Origin of the sequence: Flavobacterium sp. DG1-102-2, assembly GCF_033042555.1 — a bacterium.
In the GTDB taxonomy this organism is placed as follows: domain Bacteria; phylum Bacteroidota; class Bacteroidia; order Flavobacteriales; family Flavobacteriaceae; genus Flavobacterium.
Window position 1 is genome coordinate 305,086 of the sequence record NZ_JAWLIK010000003.1, and the last position, 16,387, is coordinate 321,472.

General features: G+C 37.2%; 15 protein-coding genes. 7 read left to right on the top strand and 8 right to left on the bottom strand.

The features are described 5' to 3' along the window. The first annotated feature begins 252 nt into the window (after positions 1-252). From R1T16_RS06725 to R1T16_RS06735, 3 genes are read left to right on the top strand one after another with little or no spacing between them, the layout of a single operon-like run. A complete protein-coding gene (locus R1T16_RS06725; RefSeq protein ID WP_317500332.1) occupies positions 253-1,320 on the top strand; it encodes a hypothetical protein in 1,068 nt (355 codons plus the stop codon). 4 nt (positions 1,321-1,324) lie between these two features. Next, complete coding sequence (locus R1T16_RS06730) at positions 1,325-2,299, top strand: GNAT family N-acetyltransferase (protein ID WP_317500333.1); 975 nt, start codon at positions 1,325-1,327, stop codon at positions 2,297-2,299. An 8-nt stretch (positions 2,300-2,307) separates the two neighbouring features. Further along, positions 2,308-3,588, top strand: a complete 1,281-nt coding sequence (locus tag R1T16_RS06735; RefSeq protein ID WP_317500334.1) for an O-antigen translocase — start codon at positions 2,308-2,310, stop codon at positions 3,586-3,588. Positions 3,589-3,595: 7 nt separating this feature from the next. Here R1T16_RS06735 and R1T16_RS06740 read toward each other — a convergent pair whose 3' ends face one another. Genes R1T16_RS06740 through R1T16_RS06755 form a run of 4 tightly spaced genes read right to left on the bottom strand, consistent with a single transcriptional unit; the run spans position 3,596 to position 7,792 of the window. Continuing rightward, a complete protein-coding gene (locus tag R1T16_RS06740) occupies positions 3,596-4,165 on the bottom strand; it encodes an HAD-IB family hydrolase (protein ID WP_317500335.1) in 570 nt (189 codons plus the stop codon). Between the two features lie 4 nt (positions 4,166-4,169). Beyond that, a complete protein-coding gene (locus R1T16_RS06745; protein WP_317500336.1) occupies positions 4,170-5,054 on the bottom strand; it encodes a decaprenyl-phosphate phosphoribosyltransferase in 885 nt (294 codons plus the stop codon). After that, entirely contained in the window at positions 4,993-6,645 is a 1,653-nt protein-coding gene (locus tag R1T16_RS06750) for a hypothetical protein (protein ID WP_317500337.1), read from the bottom strand. The genes R1T16_RS06745 and R1T16_RS06750 overlap by 62 nt, the downstream gene beginning before the upstream one ends. A 10-nt stretch (positions 6,646-6,655) precedes the next feature. Then, complete coding sequence (locus R1T16_RS06755; protein WP_317500338.1) at positions 6,656-7,792, bottom strand: glycosyltransferase; 1,137 nt, start codon at positions 7,790-7,792, stop codon at positions 6,656-6,658. 40 nt (positions 7,793-7,832) lie between these two features. Here R1T16_RS06755 and R1T16_RS06760 point away from each other — a divergent pair, with 40 nt between their 5' ends. Together R1T16_RS06760 and R1T16_RS06765 are read left to right on the top strand one after the other, a co-directional pair. Beyond that, a complete protein-coding gene (locus R1T16_RS06760) occupies positions 7,833-8,942 on the top strand; it encodes a glycosyltransferase (protein WP_317500339.1) in 1,110 nt (369 codons plus the stop codon). Between the two features lies 1 nt (position 8,943). Next, complete coding sequence (locus tag R1T16_RS06765) at positions 8,944-9,348, top strand: FdtA/QdtA family cupin domain-containing protein (RefSeq protein ID WP_317500340.1); 405 nt, start codon at positions 8,944-8,946, stop codon at positions 9,346-9,348. Here R1T16_RS06765 and R1T16_RS06770 read toward each other — a convergent pair. Genes R1T16_RS06770 through R1T16_RS06780 form a run of 3 tightly spaced genes read right to left on the bottom strand, consistent with a single transcriptional unit; the run spans position 9,335 to position 11,888 of the window. Next, positions 9,335-10,255, bottom strand: coding sequence for a glycosyltransferase family 2 protein (locus R1T16_RS06770; protein WP_317500341.1), 921 nt, complete (start codon positions 10,253-10,255; stop codon positions 9,335-9,337). The genes R1T16_RS06765 and R1T16_RS06770 overlap by 14 nt on opposite strands. A 4-nt stretch (positions 10,256-10,259) precedes the next feature. Continuing rightward, a complete protein-coding gene (locus R1T16_RS06775; RefSeq protein ID WP_317500342.1) occupies positions 10,260-10,997 on the bottom strand; it encodes a class I SAM-dependent methyltransferase in 738 nt (245 codons plus the stop codon). A 3-nt stretch (positions 10,998-11,000) separates the two neighbouring features. Then, positions 11,001-11,888, bottom strand: a complete 888-nt coding sequence (locus R1T16_RS06780; protein ID WP_317500343.1) for a glycosyltransferase — start codon at positions 11,886-11,888, stop codon at positions 11,001-11,003. Between the two features lie 123 nt (positions 11,889-12,011). Between R1T16_RS06780 and R1T16_RS06785 the strand changes: the two genes are divergently transcribed. Next, positions 12,012-12,767, top strand: a complete 756-nt coding sequence (locus R1T16_RS06785) for a metallophosphoesterase family protein (protein WP_317500344.1) — start codon at positions 12,012-12,014, stop codon at positions 12,765-12,767. Positions 12,768-13,111: 344 nt separating this feature from the next. On the opposite strand, the gene R1T16_RS06790 is transcribed toward R1T16_RS06785, so the two are convergent. Next, complete coding sequence (locus R1T16_RS06790) at positions 13,112-14,584, bottom strand: carboxypeptidase-like regulatory domain-containing protein (protein ID WP_317500345.1); 1,473 nt, start codon at positions 14,582-14,584, stop codon at positions 13,112-13,114. A 302-nt stretch (positions 14,585-14,886) separates the two neighbouring features. On the opposite strand from R1T16_RS06790, the gene R1T16_RS06795 reads away from it, so the two are divergent. After that, a complete protein-coding gene (locus R1T16_RS06795; protein ID WP_317500346.1) occupies positions 14,887-16,380 on the top strand; it encodes a glycosyltransferase family 2 protein in 1,494 nt (497 codons plus the stop codon). The last annotated feature ends 7 nt before the right edge of the window (positions 16,381-16,387 follow it).

A 16,387-nucleotide genomic window follows, 5' to 3' on the forward strand; every position in this document is an offset into this window, starting at 1 on the left:
CTTTTCTCAATTATAATTCCTATTGTAGTAACGCTGGCGGGATATTATTTTTTTAATGCCGTACCAAAATTAAAGCCGTACAAGTCAAATTTGTTATTTGCTTTATTAATAACCATAACAGCATCTTTACTCATTATTGCAGTAACACTCACATTTAGAAAGAAACTCGCAGTGCTTATTTTTGTACTGGCATTTGTACTGTCTTTAAAATTTTACAAATACTACAAGCATCTTATCGTCATAATTTGCGTTATGGCTATTTTACCGCTTTTAAAATTTTCCTTAAGCTTATATGAAGATTTGAGAGGTACAGAATGGACGCAGTTAACGGATGATATAGAAAATGTGCAATTTAAAAATAAGCCGAACATTTACATGATTCAGCCTGATGGTTATGCAGGTAAAGAAGCTATAAGCAATGTGCCTTATAATTACGATAATCAGTTTTATGATTGGATTGATAACAATGGGTTTAAAGTTTATGATAATTTCAGGAGCAATTATCCGGCGAGCCTTACTTCAAATGCTTCGATGTTTGCCATGAAACATCATTATTTTAATGATGTCTTGCTCCCTTCAATAGATATGCCAAATGCAAGAAACGTCATAATGGATAATGCATCCCTGCGCATACTTAAAAATAATGGTTACGAATCCTTTTTTGTAGCTCAGGATGAATATTTTCAGCAGGACAGGAGTAAAAGTATCTATGACAATTTTAATATACAGCCCGCGGAGGTCGCTTATTTTACCTACGGGCATGATAATATAAAAAATGTAGATGAGGATTTAGATAGTGCCATGGCGCTTAAAACAGACAAACCAAAGTTTGTTTTTGTAGAAAAGCTACTTCCGCATCATGTGCATTTTTCTGAAGGCAAAAATCATATAGAGAAAGAGCGAAGAGACTATATTTCAAAAATAGAAAAAGCAAATACATGGCTGAAAAAGACAATCTTAAAAATAAAAAGTAAGGATAAGAATGCATTGATAATTATATTATCTGATCATGGTGGTTGGGTCGGCTTTAATGGTGTAAAAGAGTTTTACAGTACCAACTCTGCTCCGCTTATTCATTCTACTTTTGGCAATTTCGCGGCAATAGATTGGAATAATAATGAACATGATGGCTATGATGATAAACTTAGATCAAACGTTAATGTGTTTAGGGTTTTGTTTTCCTGCCTTAGCGAAAATAAATCGTACCTTAATCATCTTGAAGAAGACGCAAGTTATAATATACGGCCGGGCAATTTTATAACGCAGTCTGTACATAAGCTTATTGATGGCGAAGGTAATTATGTAAATGAAAAGCACTAATGCTATGCAATATTCAGTCGTAAGATATTCAAACGAAAATTGCCTCCAGTGGAATGAAGTCGTAAACAGTTCTAAGAACGGTACATTTCTGCTTAACCGCGGTTTTATGGAATACCATAGCGACCGCTTTGAAGATTTTTCGCTTATGGTATTTGAGGGTGATAAACCCGTAGCAATACTTCCGGCTCACATAAAAGAAAATGTAGTATACTCGCACTGGGGCTTAACCTATGGCGGACTTGTATATTCTGATAAGCTAAAACTGGCGTCAGTGATAAAAATTTTGGGAGCTATTTTGAGTTTCCTATATGAAAATGGGGTGCATAAGCTCCATGTAAAATTAATTCCTGCCATTTACCACAAAGTCCCTGCCGACGAATTTAGCTATGCGTTGTTTACTGCCGATGCTAAATTAACCCGAAAGGACAGCCTTTGCATTATAGATAACGACAACAGGCTGCCTTTTACAAAAACAAGGAAAGAAAGCATAAGAAGAGGATTAAAGAACGGGCTTGTCATCAAAGAAGAGCCTGAATTCCAACTGTTCTGGGATGCAATACTTATACCTAACCTGCATCATAAGCATGATGTAAAGCCTGTACATACCGCGAAAGAAATAGCATTGCTGCATCAAAAATTCCCTGATAATATAAGGCATTTTAATGTGTACCTTAACGATGCAATTGTAGCGGGAACTACAGTTTTTATAACTGATACCGTTGCGCATCCGCAATACATTTCGGGAAATAGAGATAAAAACGAGTTAGGAAGCCTGGACTATCTATATGCGCACCTTATCAACGATGTTTTTGCAGATAAACGTTTCTTTGACTTTGGCATATCTAACGAAGAACAGGGACGAAAACTCAATGAAGGCCTTGTTTTCTGGAAAGAGAGCTTTGGTGCCAGGACTCAGGTTCAGGATTTTTATGAGGTAGAAACCGCTAACTTTACAAAGCTGGATAACGTACTTATATAATATTCCATTTGGGCAGCATCGCTAACATACTAAAAAAACCTATTGTAAAAATATCTTCGCTTAACGGCGTAAGCGTTATTGTGCGAATACTTGGAGGCTTGGTAACGTCAAAAGCTATCGCAGCATATGTAGGGCCGGGAGGTATGGCTATCATAGAAAACCTTCGCAGTTTTCTTACTCCCGTAGAAACATACTCCATGCTGGGTATGCAGAACGGCATCATAAAATATGTAGCCGAATACCAAAAAGACGAGGAAAAGCTATATAAAATACTCTCAACCGTTTTCCTGAGCATTTTTGCCGTGGTAATAGGCTTAAGCATCCTGCTGCTGCTGTTGTCTGGCTATTGCAGTGAATGGATATTCAGGGACTATTACGAATATGCATGGGTGTTTAAAGTACTTGGCTTTTCATTGCCATGGTATGCGGGCAGCCTTTTATTTATAGCTATCCTTAACGGACTGGGCAATTACAAACAGGTAATATGGCTTAATATCAGTGGAAATGTACTCGGCGTAGTATTATCGGTACTGCTGATGTGGAAATTCCAAACTAATGGGGCCCTTCTGGGACTCATATTGTTTCAGTCGGTCTTTTTTGTACTCACGTTTTACAGTATATGGAAGCGTTTTCCGCGACTGCCTTTTATACGTATTAAATATTTTGATAAAGCGACATTACGAGATTTGTTATCGTATAGCATTATGGCGCTGTTCTCTGCGCTTGTCGCCCCTTTGGTAAGTATCTTTATCCGTAATAACCTGATTGACAATTTTAGCCTGGATACGGCAGGTATGTGGGTTGCAATGAACAGGATATCTTCATACTATATGATGTTTGCCACGACCATGCTGTCGGTTTATTTCCTGCCGAAGCTTTCTGTTGCCCAGTCAAAAGGACAAACAAGAGATGTATTTCTAAGTTATTACAGAAGTATGCTGCCCTTGTTTGGAACAGGCATGATACTGCTTTATTTACTACGTGAGTTTGCGGTGCTATTTATATTAAAAGAAGATTTTTTACCGGTTACAGACCTATTTTTCTGGCAGCTTACAGGCGACTTTTTTAAAGTAGGCGCGCTGATACTCGGCTACCAGTTTTTTGCTCAAAAACTAACAACGGCTTATCTTGTAAGCGAAGCTGTATCCTGTATAATTCTTTATATCTCAAGTACAATTTTGATAGCTCATTTTGGTGTGAAAGGCGCTGTAATGGGGCATGCTCTGACATATTTTATTTACTGGATAATGCTGGCGGTGTATTTCAGAAAGGGTTTGTTTAATATCTGATAAATAATTACCGCCTCAGCAGCAGCATTTCCCTATCACCTTTGCCTTTGCCATATACGTAAACAGAATCATAAACAGATAGATCTATAGTGTCGTTAATGCGTGCTGTTTTTTCAGGGCCGTAACAATTAAGGCCGTCAATTTTTCCGGTAACTTTTTCATTTTCTATTTGCAGCTTAGAGCATATAAGCCCAAAGTTGTTCTTTTTGCACCAGGGTTCAAGCCATTCGGTAAACGAAGCACTTACAATATATATCGTGTCGTTGTTATCAATATGCGTCTGTAAAATTTGGCTTAACTGTGGGTTGAGGTTCTTATCAATCTTGTTAAGAGAAAAATTCGATGCTGCTTGCTTAAAGGTTTCACGATCCATACCACCAAAGAAATGGCTGAGGTATTTCTGTTTTGTGACTGCATTGCCCTGCAGGCCAAGTTTGAGGGCTGCAAGATGTGGAAACAATTTTGCAATGCCAATATAGAAGCTTTTCCGGCCTACTGCAAAACGCGTAAATTCAAGAAGGGAATCTTTTGAATATAACGTATTGTCAAAATCAAAAATGGCAAGCGTCTTTGTCATTTGGTTATTGAATATAAAGGAGGTATACCATTATGGAGATCCAGCCCAGCAAAGTAATTTGTATCACCCTGTTGCGTAATACTATAAGGGTGGGGGAATAAGTAACCTTGTCTACAAGTGTAAGCTTCATGTAATACAGCAGACCGTTTACCACAAAGATCACCGATACATAAATAAGGTGCGATCTGTAATGTTCCTGTACCTCCGAAGATAGGGTGTATAATATGTAGGCCACGATTATAACCGCAGCAAGTATAGACAATACCGTATCAATAAAATTTAGGTTATAACCGTCTATGTTTTTTCGCACCTCTTTTCCGTCAAGGGATAAAAGTACGTCGGCCCTTCGTTTTGCAAACCCCAAAAACAGCGCTAGGAGATACGTAATAAGGAGAATCCATACGGAAGGCTCAACCTCGGCTACTATTGCGCCTGAAAGTACCCTTAGCAAAAATCCCGTTGCTATAATGTTTACATCTACAACAGTAATATGCTTTAGCCATTTTGAATAAAGTATGTTCATTGTGATGTAGATTCCTATTACTCCTAATAGCCTGAAAGATACGAACGATGCCAGCAGTATGCCCGTCCCGGCTAATATAACCATTAGTGTCAGGGCGCTACTTTTAGGTATTGTTCCTGCAGCGAGTGGCCTTTCGCACTTTACAGGATGCTTTCTGTCCTCCTCAATATCAAAATAATCATTAAGTATATAGATAGCGCTCGCAGCCATGCAAAAGCTTACAAAAGCTATCGCTGTATTGATTATTGCATCCTGTATCAAAAATTTACCGCCAAAGAATATAGGCGCAAAAACAAAAAGATTTTTAATGTATTGCTCTGTTCTTATCAGTTTCAGGTAACTTTTTGTTAAGTTCTTTTGTGTCATAAACAGTAAAGTATCTAAGCTTTTCTATAGGTGTACAATTCTCAGCTATGTATGCCGAAAATAGTGTCTTGTTTGAGGCTTCAGCCTCACCGGCATCAAATATAGGTTTATATTCATTGTCAAGAAATATATAGCCGTTGCTATTTGCAGCTTCTGCCAGCATCTTGTCAAGTTTAAAGTTGATTTCTGAATTAATCATCCATCCGGCTGTCAACGGATTGGTTTTATCAAAAATGTAATAAGTACCCGGATAATGAGTAGCGGTAATGTAAACCGGACCGTACTTGTCAATCAGTTCTTTAAGCTGCAAAAACTTATCAAAATTTTCTTTGTTAGTCCTGATATATTTTAGCTTAGGAGAGATAGCTCCCATGTCGTAATCTAAATCTGTTACTACACCGCTCCTGTATGGATACAAGTTGTACGCAAATGCCACTATACACATTACGACCGCAAGAATATTTTTTTTTGAAACTATTTTTTGGGACAGAAAGCCATCAGACAATATAAAATACACAGCAATTATGGCTGAGGCAAAAAGTGTAGGGTAAGGATATCCCCAACTTACCGACGAACACCACGCGATGCCAAGCAACGCAGCAGCGGGGTATAAATAACTGATTTCTCTTTTTAGCACAAAAATATTATATATCCCTGCTAAAGCGCACGAGTTAAATGCTATTATAGATCCCAGCTGTGCCTCGCCGATACAATATAAAATTATTGCAGCCACAAACTGGCAGATAATAAGCCATTTAAAAATAACCGTGAACGATGTTTGTTTGACGGATTTATAATTAATACCAATTAGTATAGACGCTGCGATAATCAAAAGGTATAGTTTATAGTTTTTATGGGCATAACCGTATATGCAGCTGTAATAAACATCATAAAGCCTTGTTTGCCCGGTTATGCAGTCTAAGAAATTATGAAGCGATGTTACTCGGGTTATAATGCCAATAAATACTCCTGTAAGCAATAAAAATATACCCAGGAAAGCTGCTGCTTTTTTAAATCCGTAATCTATAAATACCCAAACAAGAAAAATTATTGGCACAGGATAATAGGATTGTTTGCATAGTGCAGAAAGCAATACTAATAACGCTATAAAAAGGAGCGATGCATAACTTTTACTATTTCTTGATTTTACATACAATGCAGCTGACGCAAAAAAAAGTCCATCCGGAGTGTACCATGGGTACATTGGATAGTTGAGCAGTGAAATGATGAACCCAACGGTTACAAATCCCCAAACGTTTATGCCATATTTCTTTAGGTTGTAAATGTTATTTATGGCAAGAACGGTAAGGCACACTTGTAACGCAAAGACAATACTGTTGATGCATTTTATAAAATAAAACTGCCCCTCCTGCGGTAATAAACGCATCAGAGTGGCTGTGTAATAAGGAGAAAATGGTGTTTTTGTATAGATGAAATCCCTATACATAACTTCACCTTTAACTAAGCGCCATGCCATACCCGATATAAAGCCTGTATCCCAGTCTTCATATCCATTTCGGGCTATAAAAATAGTGTATATCAGCACTGTTGTAATAAAAATCAGTGGGTAAGCAATTTTTTTCTGAAGCATTACAATGTATTTAATTTTCCCATTTTTCTAAATATTTTTGCGCGGCTATTATATAATCGTGCTCGCTATCTATGAAATCCCTTGCGTTTTTGCTGATGGCAATTATCTCTCCGGGGTTTTCTATGAGGTAAGACAGTTCGTTTACAATACTGTTAACATCAGGCAGTGCGTTAACAGCAACTCTTTGCGTGAGTTTGTAATGCTGCATAAATTCTGTTTCGGCTCCTGTAAAAACCACTTTTCCTTTGGCCATAGCCTCAAGCGCGTTGTATCCCTGGTCGTAGGCATACACCTGGTCCATCAGTATGTGTGCCTTATCATATACCTTTATATATTCGTTATAGGGCAGTGTCTCACTAATAACAATCTCAGCCTTTTCTGGATATTTCTTACGGATTATATCTAGTGCCTGTTCAAAATAAAAGATGCCCTTTTGGTTATACGTCCATCTGTTGATGCCCAAAAAAATAACGATTTTATCGTTAATGTATGGTATGGTATAGATAAGGTTGTTTAGTACTACAGGATTACCTATAAGGCCTATAAATTTGTCATTCTCCTTAAGTGGCAGGGCATAATCCATATCGCTTGCTATGACACCTTTAATTTTGGCATATACAAATCTGTGCAGTTTTTTATGCGAAGCTGTTACATAATCAAAAATGTATCGGTATTCAGGTATAAGGCGTTTATCCTTAAAATAAGGATCCATAAGTGAATAACGTGGCTTTTTATCCAGCATATAGCGTACAACGGTATAGTCTATACCGCAACATAATAAAAATGCCTTTTTATTTTGGTTAAAAATTTTACCTAAAAGATACTTTTCAAAAATAGGAACAGTTTTTATAGGGGCCTCATTTATCAGCTGTACAACATCGTAGCCTTTAAGTTTGGAAAGTAGTTTATAAAAACGAATTCCGCGCTCCCAGTAGGATATGTCATGCTTAAACATCCTGAAAATAACCTGGCGGCCCATATTCAAAATGCCCTTTGTAGTATATTTTGGAGCAATAAGATAATCTGAGGGGTAATTCTTAAAGGCGTCACCATCACTCACCAGCGTTACCTCGTGGCCTAATGCCTGCAGACCCTCTTTTAGGGAATTGTGAAGCCTGCTGTATTCGCCAATAAGTAAAATCCTCATGAATGTTTATATTTGTTTCGAAAATAGCTAATATATACCAATGAAGCAACCCCATGAAACCAAAATATGTCTTGTAGGCGACGCACTTTCGGGCGGGGGGGCAGAACGTGTACACGCAATTTTGTCTACTTATTTTACTTCGCAGGGTGTAGAAGTTCATAATGTGATCGTTCAGGATAAGATTAGCTATGATTTTTCGGGCAGGCTGCTTAACCTGGGGCTTCTAAAAGATAAAAAAAATGGGATAAGCAATAAGCTGAAACGCTTTTTAACCCTGAGGCGCTACATAGTTAAGCATGACTTTGATTATGTTATAGATTTCCGGATGCGAAAGAAATACATTCAGGATTTCTTTATTTCTAAATTCGTTTATACCGCACCAGCAGTTTACACAGTACATAGTTCTGTCTTAGAATGGTATATGCCCCAAAATGCATGGTTTACAAAAGTTATTTATGGCAAAGCTTATGGTGTTATCAGTATCACCACAAAGATAAAAAATAGGATAGAAGCGCTATATGAGCTAAAAAATGTTGTAAACATTTATAATCCTGTAAACATAGAGTATATAAATGATAAATGTGGTGAGAAGACTGATGCTGATATAAAATTTCCCTACATAATGGCTGCGGGAAGCATGCCGGAAAACAATATCAAACAGTTTGATAAGCTTATTGAAGCCTATGCCAATTCTGTACTGTCTCAAAATGATGTTAAACTCCTTATTTTGGGGGAGGGAATAATGAAAGCAGCATTAAAGGCACGTGCTGCACAAAAAGGCCTTTCAGATAAAGTTATTTTTAAGGGTTTTAAGGAAAATCCGTATGTTTATATGCGCAATGCGCTTTTCTGTACGTTAACCAGCAAAAATGAAGGCCTGCCTATGGTATTGCTGGAATCTTTGGCGTGTGGCACACCCGTAGTAGCTTTTAACTGCTACACAGGCCCGTCTGAAATTATTGAAGATGGAGTAAACGGACTTTTGATTGAAGACCAGAACGTTCAGGAGTTTACCAAAGGGCTTAACCGTATGTATAGTGACAAAGACCTTTATGCTAAATGCAAGAGTAATTCGGAAGCCAGCGTTAAAAAGTTTTCAATACAATCAATAGGCCGTCAATGGATGGAATTTTTACAAATACAAAACTAAAATGGAGATACAGCTCATAGATATACCTAAAATACAAAATGCCAAAGGCAATATTGGCGTAATTGAGCTCGATGTAGTTCCGTTTGATATTAAAAGGGTATATTACCTTTATGATGTGCCAAGCTCTGCATCAAGGGGAGGCCATGCACATAAAAACCTGCAGCAGCTTTTAGTACCGCTTTCGGGCAGTTTTGATGTAGTGCTTAAAGACGGTACTGAAGAAGTTACGATAACACTTAATAAACCCGACAAAGGCCTGCTTATAAACAATAATATTTGGCGCGAACTCGAAAATTTCTCATCAGGGGCAGTGTGTATGGTAATAGCTTCAAGAGTATATGACGAAGCAGATTACATACGCGAATATGCCGACTTTTTAGACTATGTGAGGACTAATAAGAAGTAGGGTTAAGGCCATTTTTTATCAGCAATCCTTTTATTCTTTTTATTGCTCTTAAAATAAATGCAGGGGCATATAGCAATACAATCTGTTTATAATTAAGGCTGGAAAGGTCAATTCCCTTCAGCATTTTTTTATAGCCTTGTGTGTTAGCATCCAGTTTATAATGTTTTGCCATTATGTAACGGTGAAAATCCAGGTATTTTTTAAGGTCTTTTCTGGCAGGGTACAAAGCCTCATATTTATCAAAATCGGTAATGCTCCTGTTTTTGAGACCTGAATGGGTAATCTGGTTTTCAGATGCCATTCTGTAAATCATCAATGGCCTGTTTGCGTATGCCATTTTTACGGCAAGATGGGCTCGTATATTAAAATCAAGGTCTTCAGCAAAAGTTATTGATTCGTCATAATGGCCTATTACATCAAAAGCCTCTTTTTTTACACAAAGGGAAGACGGATAGTATATCGTCTGGTTTAAATTATTGATGAAAAAATCATGTACCAATCCTTCCTGAGCAGAAAAATCATGTTCTACATATACCTCGTTATAAACTTCTTCATATTTTGAGGCGTACATTGACGCTTGCGGATATTTTTTAGATAAACCGGCCATGCTTTCTAAAAATTCTTCTTTCCATAAATCATCAGCATCAAGAAAAGCTATCATTTCACTGTCAGCATTTTTAATTCCGGTGTTCCGTGAGGCAGAAAGGCCTTTGTTTTTTTCGTGCCTTATGATCCTTATCCGATCATCTTTTATTTTTTCAACAACAGATATACTGCCATCCGTTGAAACATCGTCAACAACAATCACTTCAAAGTCAGTAAAAGTTTGTGCCAATACACTATTTAGCGTTTCAGCAATAAAATTTTCTTTGTTATAAAGTGGTATTACGACAGAAAAAAATGGCATACTATTATATTTTGCGCACTATTAAAATAGTTTCATTTGCGGTAAGTCCGTTAAAAGCATTAGCATTAAAAGTTTTGACTTCAACATCAAAACCTGCATTTTCAAGTCGTTGTTTTAAGCCGTGTACAGTGTAAATCCTCACATGGTCGTCCTGCCCAAAATGAATTTCACGCTCTTGCGGGGATTTTATCAAGGGATTTTCATATATATCACCTTCCTTATAAGGTGTCTGTATCAGGGCGTGCCCTCCCGGTTTTAAAATCCTGTACAGTTCGGTCATTGCCAGTGCATCATTATCAATATGCTCAAGAACATGATAACATACAATGAGGTCTATACTACTATCGGGAAGATCAATATTGGTAATATCATATCGATGATCGGCATTAAAATTTCCTGATAAGTCTGTACTTATATATTTTATGCTTTTAACTTTCTTTAGTTTGTTAGAAAGGCTTCGAGAGGGAGAAAAATCAAGAAAGGTAATACCTTCTTTAATAAATCCGCTGTTTTCAATTTGCCATAATCGCCTGTCGCGTGCAAGACTTCCACAGCTTGGGCATAGTTTATCGTTATTGTGGGGAAGTATAATAAAACGGCTTAATTTTTTGCCGCAGATGTTGCATTGGTGTTTACTGCCGGTGTAGCCTGCGGCGTAAATCTTTCTTAGAGCCTGCTCATATTTAAAGATTTTCTTTTTGCCAATTATTTTTATCGCCAGCTTTTTAGCTATACCATACATACATTATGCTTTTAAAGAACAAATATAGCTCAATCTGTATAAATTAAATACAAACAGTGAAGGATTACCGGATGTAAGATTCTTAAACATTACTTTTTCAAACATCTTATAGAATAAGCCTGCAGGCACGCTTAATCCTGTTCGCTTAAACTTGCGGTATATAGATAGCATTTTCACAAAACCGGAATCTATTTTACCCTGCCTGTAAAGCATACGTAAATTAACGAGCCCCATTTTAGTTTTATTTAAAAAAACTTCGGCAGGGTCTATGTCGCCATGTTCAACAGGATTATTAATATGTTTTATCTTTAGTTTCAGCAGGCTTACCTGATAGGCATATAGTGTATCTTCATGGCCATATTTGCGTAGTTCAGGATCAAATGCCACCACATCAAAACAATGTTTTTTGATTAATACATTATTGCATAGCAGTTTTTGATACACCGCAGTATCACGCTGTTCAGCAGTGGTATCTTCTATAAGCAGGCCGTATTTCCAGCGTAGTTTTTGATTTTCTTTGTTTACATTCTCAGGATGTTTCCTGCCACCATAAATTATATCATTGTTTGTAGTATTGTTAAGATAGTCCTTTAAATACGAGTCAGATATTATGATACCATCACCATCTATAAATAAAAGGTTTTCATAGTTTGCCTCCGCTGCAAGGGTATTTCTGTTTTGCGCAAGGCCGCCATTCGTTTTCTGCTGCATAAACCTGCAGTGGGACAGAGAATCTATATGCTTATTTTGCTCAATAGTTGCCAAGGCTGTAGAACAGTCATCCATTACAATTACTTCAAACACGATATTTTCCTTCACAGCCTGGTCATGCAGATCTTTTACAAGAGGATATACAGTATAATTATAGGTGGGGATGAGTATGGACAGCATTTAATTATCAGTTTGGGCAAATGTAATAAAGATTAAAAAAATAATGAACAGTAATATTTGAATAGCACAAATAATGAACGTTTTAAAAGTTATGCCCTAACTTTGCTGCATAATCAATGAAAGATGATAGAGATAGCTATCTTTAGTGACATACACGGCAATCTGCCGGCTTTAAAAGTAGTAGTAAAAGATATAGAGCAAAGAGGAATCGACCAGATGTACTGCCTGGGCGATCTTGTAGATTTTGCTCCCTGGGGTAACGAAGTGATAGAATGCATAAGGGATCTTAAGATTCCGTGCCTTTTAGGTAATCATGATGAGCGTTTAGCCTTTAACAACCCGATAATCCCTATACCGCACCACGACGCCGAAGAAACAATGCAGCGTACAAAAGCGATCAATCACTCTAAAGATACCATTACAGAGGCTAACAAGAAGTGGATGTCGCAGCTTCCTTACACAATAGAACTTCGTTATAAAATAAAAGATACGTTCAGGAAGGTATTACTTGTGCATGCTAGCACCCGCAGTAATGACGAATACATACATGTAGGGCACGATTCAAAAGATCTGGAGGGAATGCTCACTTTGTCCGGCGCCGATGTAATCGTAATGGGGCATACGCATATTGCTTATCAAAAAGAAATACTACTGGGTGGAAATGATAAAAGGCTTTTGCTCAACGACGGTTCTGTAGGAAGGTCGAGAGAAGCAGACAGGCTCGCATCATATGCAATCCTGAGAATATCCGAACAAGGTATAACTGCCGAAATAGTAAAACTTGAATATCCTGTACAGGAAGTCGCGGATGCTATTTTTAAAAGCGATATTCCTGATTTTTACGGAAACTTTCTGCTAAATGGTAATGTAACAGTATAATAAAAAATGCCCTTTACAATTGTAAGGGGCATTTTTATGACTGTTTAATTTTGCTTCCTGCCGGATGGCGGTTGTGTTGCTGACCGGTTTCCGCATAAAATGCGCCGGCGTAGGTTTTTAATGCCATATACGAACGGGCGGAAAGTGTATGACCCCTTTACAGCCTCCTCAACCGACTGACGCCCGTCATCTTCGTTACAGCAGGCAGGAAACACGTAATTATAGTTTTGTAAAGGTAGATAATGCGATTTGTAACACAGCTGCCTTTAAGATTTTGCTAAGTATTAAAAGCGCGTTAAAACAAAATCGCCCTAATGAGATTAGGGCGATAAAGGCATATACTGTTAGTTATAATTCTTGATGGCTTCTACCGGTGCAAGAACATTGTAATCTTTCCATACCGATGGATCGTATTTAGAAATATAATTGAGATTATAGGTGGTGTTTTCTGTAACGTTTTTAAATTCGTCGTCGCTTATAGGTTTCCTGTCAATAATAAAAAGTTCCTTAATGTTCATGTTGTCAAATTCGCCAAGGAAATCCAGTTTGATCATTTTGGTTTCTTCATTTTTATCGGCCTTATTTTTGGTAAATTTCAGGGAACGATTCATGTAAGCGTAAGTGCCTGACTCTTTTTTTACAAAGTTTAAAGCATATTTGCCATCCTCACTTTTTGTATATGTTGCCGATACTTTCGTTCTGTCTTCAACCATTTTTACACCGAGTAAAAACTTAAGGCTTACACTGCTTTCTGTTTTGCCTTCAACAAGGTTATATTCAAGTTTTGCAACGCCAAAGTCGAATGCATTTACATATATTTTACCGTAATAATTAGCCGATTTTTTTAATGGTTTAAAATCAATTATGTAAATAGTTTCATCATTCATTGTAGTGTAACCTTCAAGGGTATAAGTATATTTCTTAAATTCTGTAAAGAAATCCAGTTCCTCATTAGTATAAAATTTATTTAGCGAACTGCTTAGCGCCGTTATACTGTTTCTTAACGACGCAGTTTTTATATCTGTCTTTACATCCTTCTTAGGGGAGTTAATCTTCAGGGAGTCATCAATAGGTATAATTCCAGATTTTACCTTATAAGTTGCACCCGGATCAAGATATTTTTTGATAAGTTCTATGGCCTTTCCGCTCATTTGTTCGCCTGAAACGTCTTTCTCATTGTTTTTAAGCTGAATGGCTTTTTCTACAGCTAATTTTTTCAGGCTGTTCTGCTCATATAGAAAACCATAGTATTCGCTAAAATCTTTAGAGGTTTTACCTTTTGTCTTTTTAGACATTTCTGCAAATTCTTTGTTTATTTCTTTTAATGTCGCTTTACTGTCTAACGATGACTTAAGCAGTTCAAACTGGCTGTCAAGTAATTTATAGCTGTTAGACGAACGTAGGAAGTATGTTTCTTTTACCGTTTTTTGCGCGTAATTTTTAGGTGCATTCTTGATTACCTCCGTCAGGATTTCTGTAGCAGATAACTTTTTGTTTGTAATGAATACTTCATCAAGGACATTAATTTTCTCTTTAAGATTATATGTGCCTTCTTTCAGTTCAGAAAGCGGCAATTGTACACTCTCAAACCCAATGCATGAAATGATAACTTTATCTGTGGGAGCAAGTCCCTCAGTATTTACGGTAAAAACACCTTCAGTATTACTCATAACGCCATAGGTGTCGCCTATCATAATGTTGGCATATTCAATAGGTTGCTGCTGCCGGTCTGCTACCTTACCAGTAATTGCTTGTGCAGCAATGTTTAGTGTACAAAGTAAAAAAGCAAAAAGTGTAATAGATAATCTTTGGTTCATGGCTATTGGTTTAGGATTACTTATATGACGCTTACCGACAGTTTTTGTAACAGGAATTTAAAAAATGTTACTGGTAAATGTAATCCATTAAAAATAATTAATCAGTATTGTCTTAATAAATGTGTGGAATTTCAGTTTCTATTGTGGAATAATTCCACAGTTTTTCCACATAAAACAAGTAGCGAAACCCTTGTAGTACGTGCAAAAGGGCTATGGCACGGGGCTTGCTTAATCTCATATGTCGATAATATTACACGATGCTGTCGATTTAGAATGAAATTGAACCCATAAGATCCACACCCATGAAAAGCGACACAATTACTGCCAAACAACTATACGCTTCAAAAAGTATTGCAGGTCAGCAAAACCATTTCAGAGTTTATAATGAATCATTAAAACCTGAACCGGCTGCTGTAATAAAAAAGAAAGAAGAGACAAATAACGAGTTTAAAAAGAAACCATCTGACCCTAAAAAGCCTTTATCGCTTTTAGTGCTTATAGGTACTTTTGTACTTATGCTGGGTGGAGGTTATGTAGTATACGAACTGCAAGACGACTTTGAACAGTTTAACCTTGACAGGATGAATACCACTTTCGGATTCATATTCTTTGCGATTGCTACGGCATTATTTGCATTTAAGTTCGTTTTCTTTCTTTACAATGTATTTCTTTACCTGCGATACAAGCCTATCGAATCGGTTTCAGATGATTTGCTGCCTACGGTAACCGTTATCGTTCCTGCATACAATGAGGGTAAACTTGTGCTTGATACTCTTATAAGCCTTGCTGAAAGTGATTATCCTGTAGAAAAATTGCAGCTTCTTGCCGTAGACGATGGAAGTAAAGACAACACATGGCAATACATGAAGCTGGCTAAAGAAAAACTAGGCGATCGTTTATCAATATACAAACAACCAGAAAACAAAGGAAAACGCCATGCGCTTTACCGTGGCTTTAACCTGGGAACGGGAGAAATATTTGTAACGGTAGACAGCGATTCTATCGTTAAAAAAGATACACTTAGAAATCTTGTAAGCCCCTTTGTAGTAAACGAAGACTGTGGTGCTGTTGCGGGTAACGTAAGGGTGCTTAATAAAGATAAGGGCATCATTCCAAAAATGCTTAACGTAAGTTTTGTAATGAGTTTTGAATTCATGCGTTCTGTAGAAAGCAGGCTTGGTACTGTTATGTGTACTCCTGGAGCACTTGCAGCATACAGAAGCTCAGCAGTTTTTGAATGTCTTCCTGAATGGATTAATCAAACGTTTATGGGGCAGCCGTCAGACATTGGTGAAGACCGTGCCATGACAAACATGATACTTAAACAAGGATTCAAAGTATTGTTCCAAAGAAACTCTTATGTACTTACAGACGTTCCTGAAAAATACAGCGGATTATACAAAATGTTCATCAGATGGGACAGGAGTAACGTGCGTGAAAACATAATGATGTCTAAGTTCGTCTTTAAAAACTTTAGGGAAGGTAATAAAGCAGGAGCAAGGCTGCTGTTTATAAACCAGGCTTTAAAGATTGTAATGACCTATCCTTTCTTAATGTTTATGTTATTCTTTATCGTTGTGCATCCTGTATTGTTCTTAAGCTCTACGCTTTTCAGCATATTGGTAATGTCAAGCTTTCCGGTATTGTTTTACGCAAAAAGATACAATCTTGCACAGTCCTTCTGGGCATATTCGTATAGCGTTTTATATACCTTTGGCTTGTTCTGGATTACCCCTTATGCCATAGTTACAGCAAACAAAAGAGGTTGGTTAACACGAGGCCTCGCTCAAAAATAATATTCCC

Coding starts and splice junctions, on each gene's coding strand:
- R1T16_RS06765 (WP_317500340.1), top strand. CDS start 8,944: ATGGAGATACAGCTCATAGATATACCTAAAATACAAAATGCCAAAGGC.
- R1T16_RS06775 (WP_317500342.1), bottom strand. CDS start 10,997: ATGTATGGTATAGCTAAAAAGCTGGCGATAAAAATAATTGGCAAAAAG.
- R1T16_RS06770 (WP_317500341.1), bottom strand. CDS start 10,255: ATGCCATTTTTTTCTGTCGTAATACCACTTTATAACAAAGAAAATTTT.
- R1T16_RS06790 (WP_317500345.1), bottom strand. CDS start 14,584: ATGAACCAAAGATTATCTATTACACTTTTTGCTTTTTTACTTTGTACA.
- R1T16_RS06730 (WP_317500333.1), top strand. CDS start 1,325: ATGCAATATTCAGTCGTAAGATATTCAAACGAAAATTGCCTCCAGTGG.
- R1T16_RS06745 (WP_317500336.1), bottom strand. CDS start 5,054: ATGACACAAAAGAACTTAACAAAAAGTTACCTGAAACTGATAAGAACA.
- R1T16_RS06785 (WP_317500344.1), top strand. CDS start 12,012: ATGATAGAGATAGCTATCTTTAGTGACATACACGGCAATCTGCCGGCT.
- R1T16_RS06725 (WP_317500332.1), top strand. CDS start 253: ATGGCTATTTTACCGCTTTTAAAATTTTCCTTAAGCTTATATGAAGAT.
- R1T16_RS06750 (WP_317500337.1), bottom strand. CDS start 6,645: ATGCTTCAGAAAAAAATTGCTTACCCACTGATTTTTATTACAACAGTG.
- R1T16_RS06795 (WP_317500346.1), top strand. CDS start 14,887: ATGAAAAGCGACACAATTACTGCCAAACAACTATACGCTTCAAAAAGT.
- R1T16_RS06760 (WP_317500339.1), top strand. CDS start 7,833: ATGAAGCAACCCCATGAAACCAAAATATGTCTTGTAGGCGACGCACTT.
- R1T16_RS06740 (WP_317500335.1), bottom strand. CDS start 4,165: ATGACAAAGACGCTTGCCATTTTTGATTTTGACAATACGTTATATTCA.
- R1T16_RS06780 (WP_317500343.1), bottom strand. CDS start 11,888: ATGCTGTCCATACTCATCCCCACCTATAATTATACTGTATATCCTCTT.
- R1T16_RS06755 (WP_317500338.1), bottom strand. CDS start 7,792: ATGAGGATTTTACTTATTGGCGAATACAGCAGGCTTCACAATTCCCTA.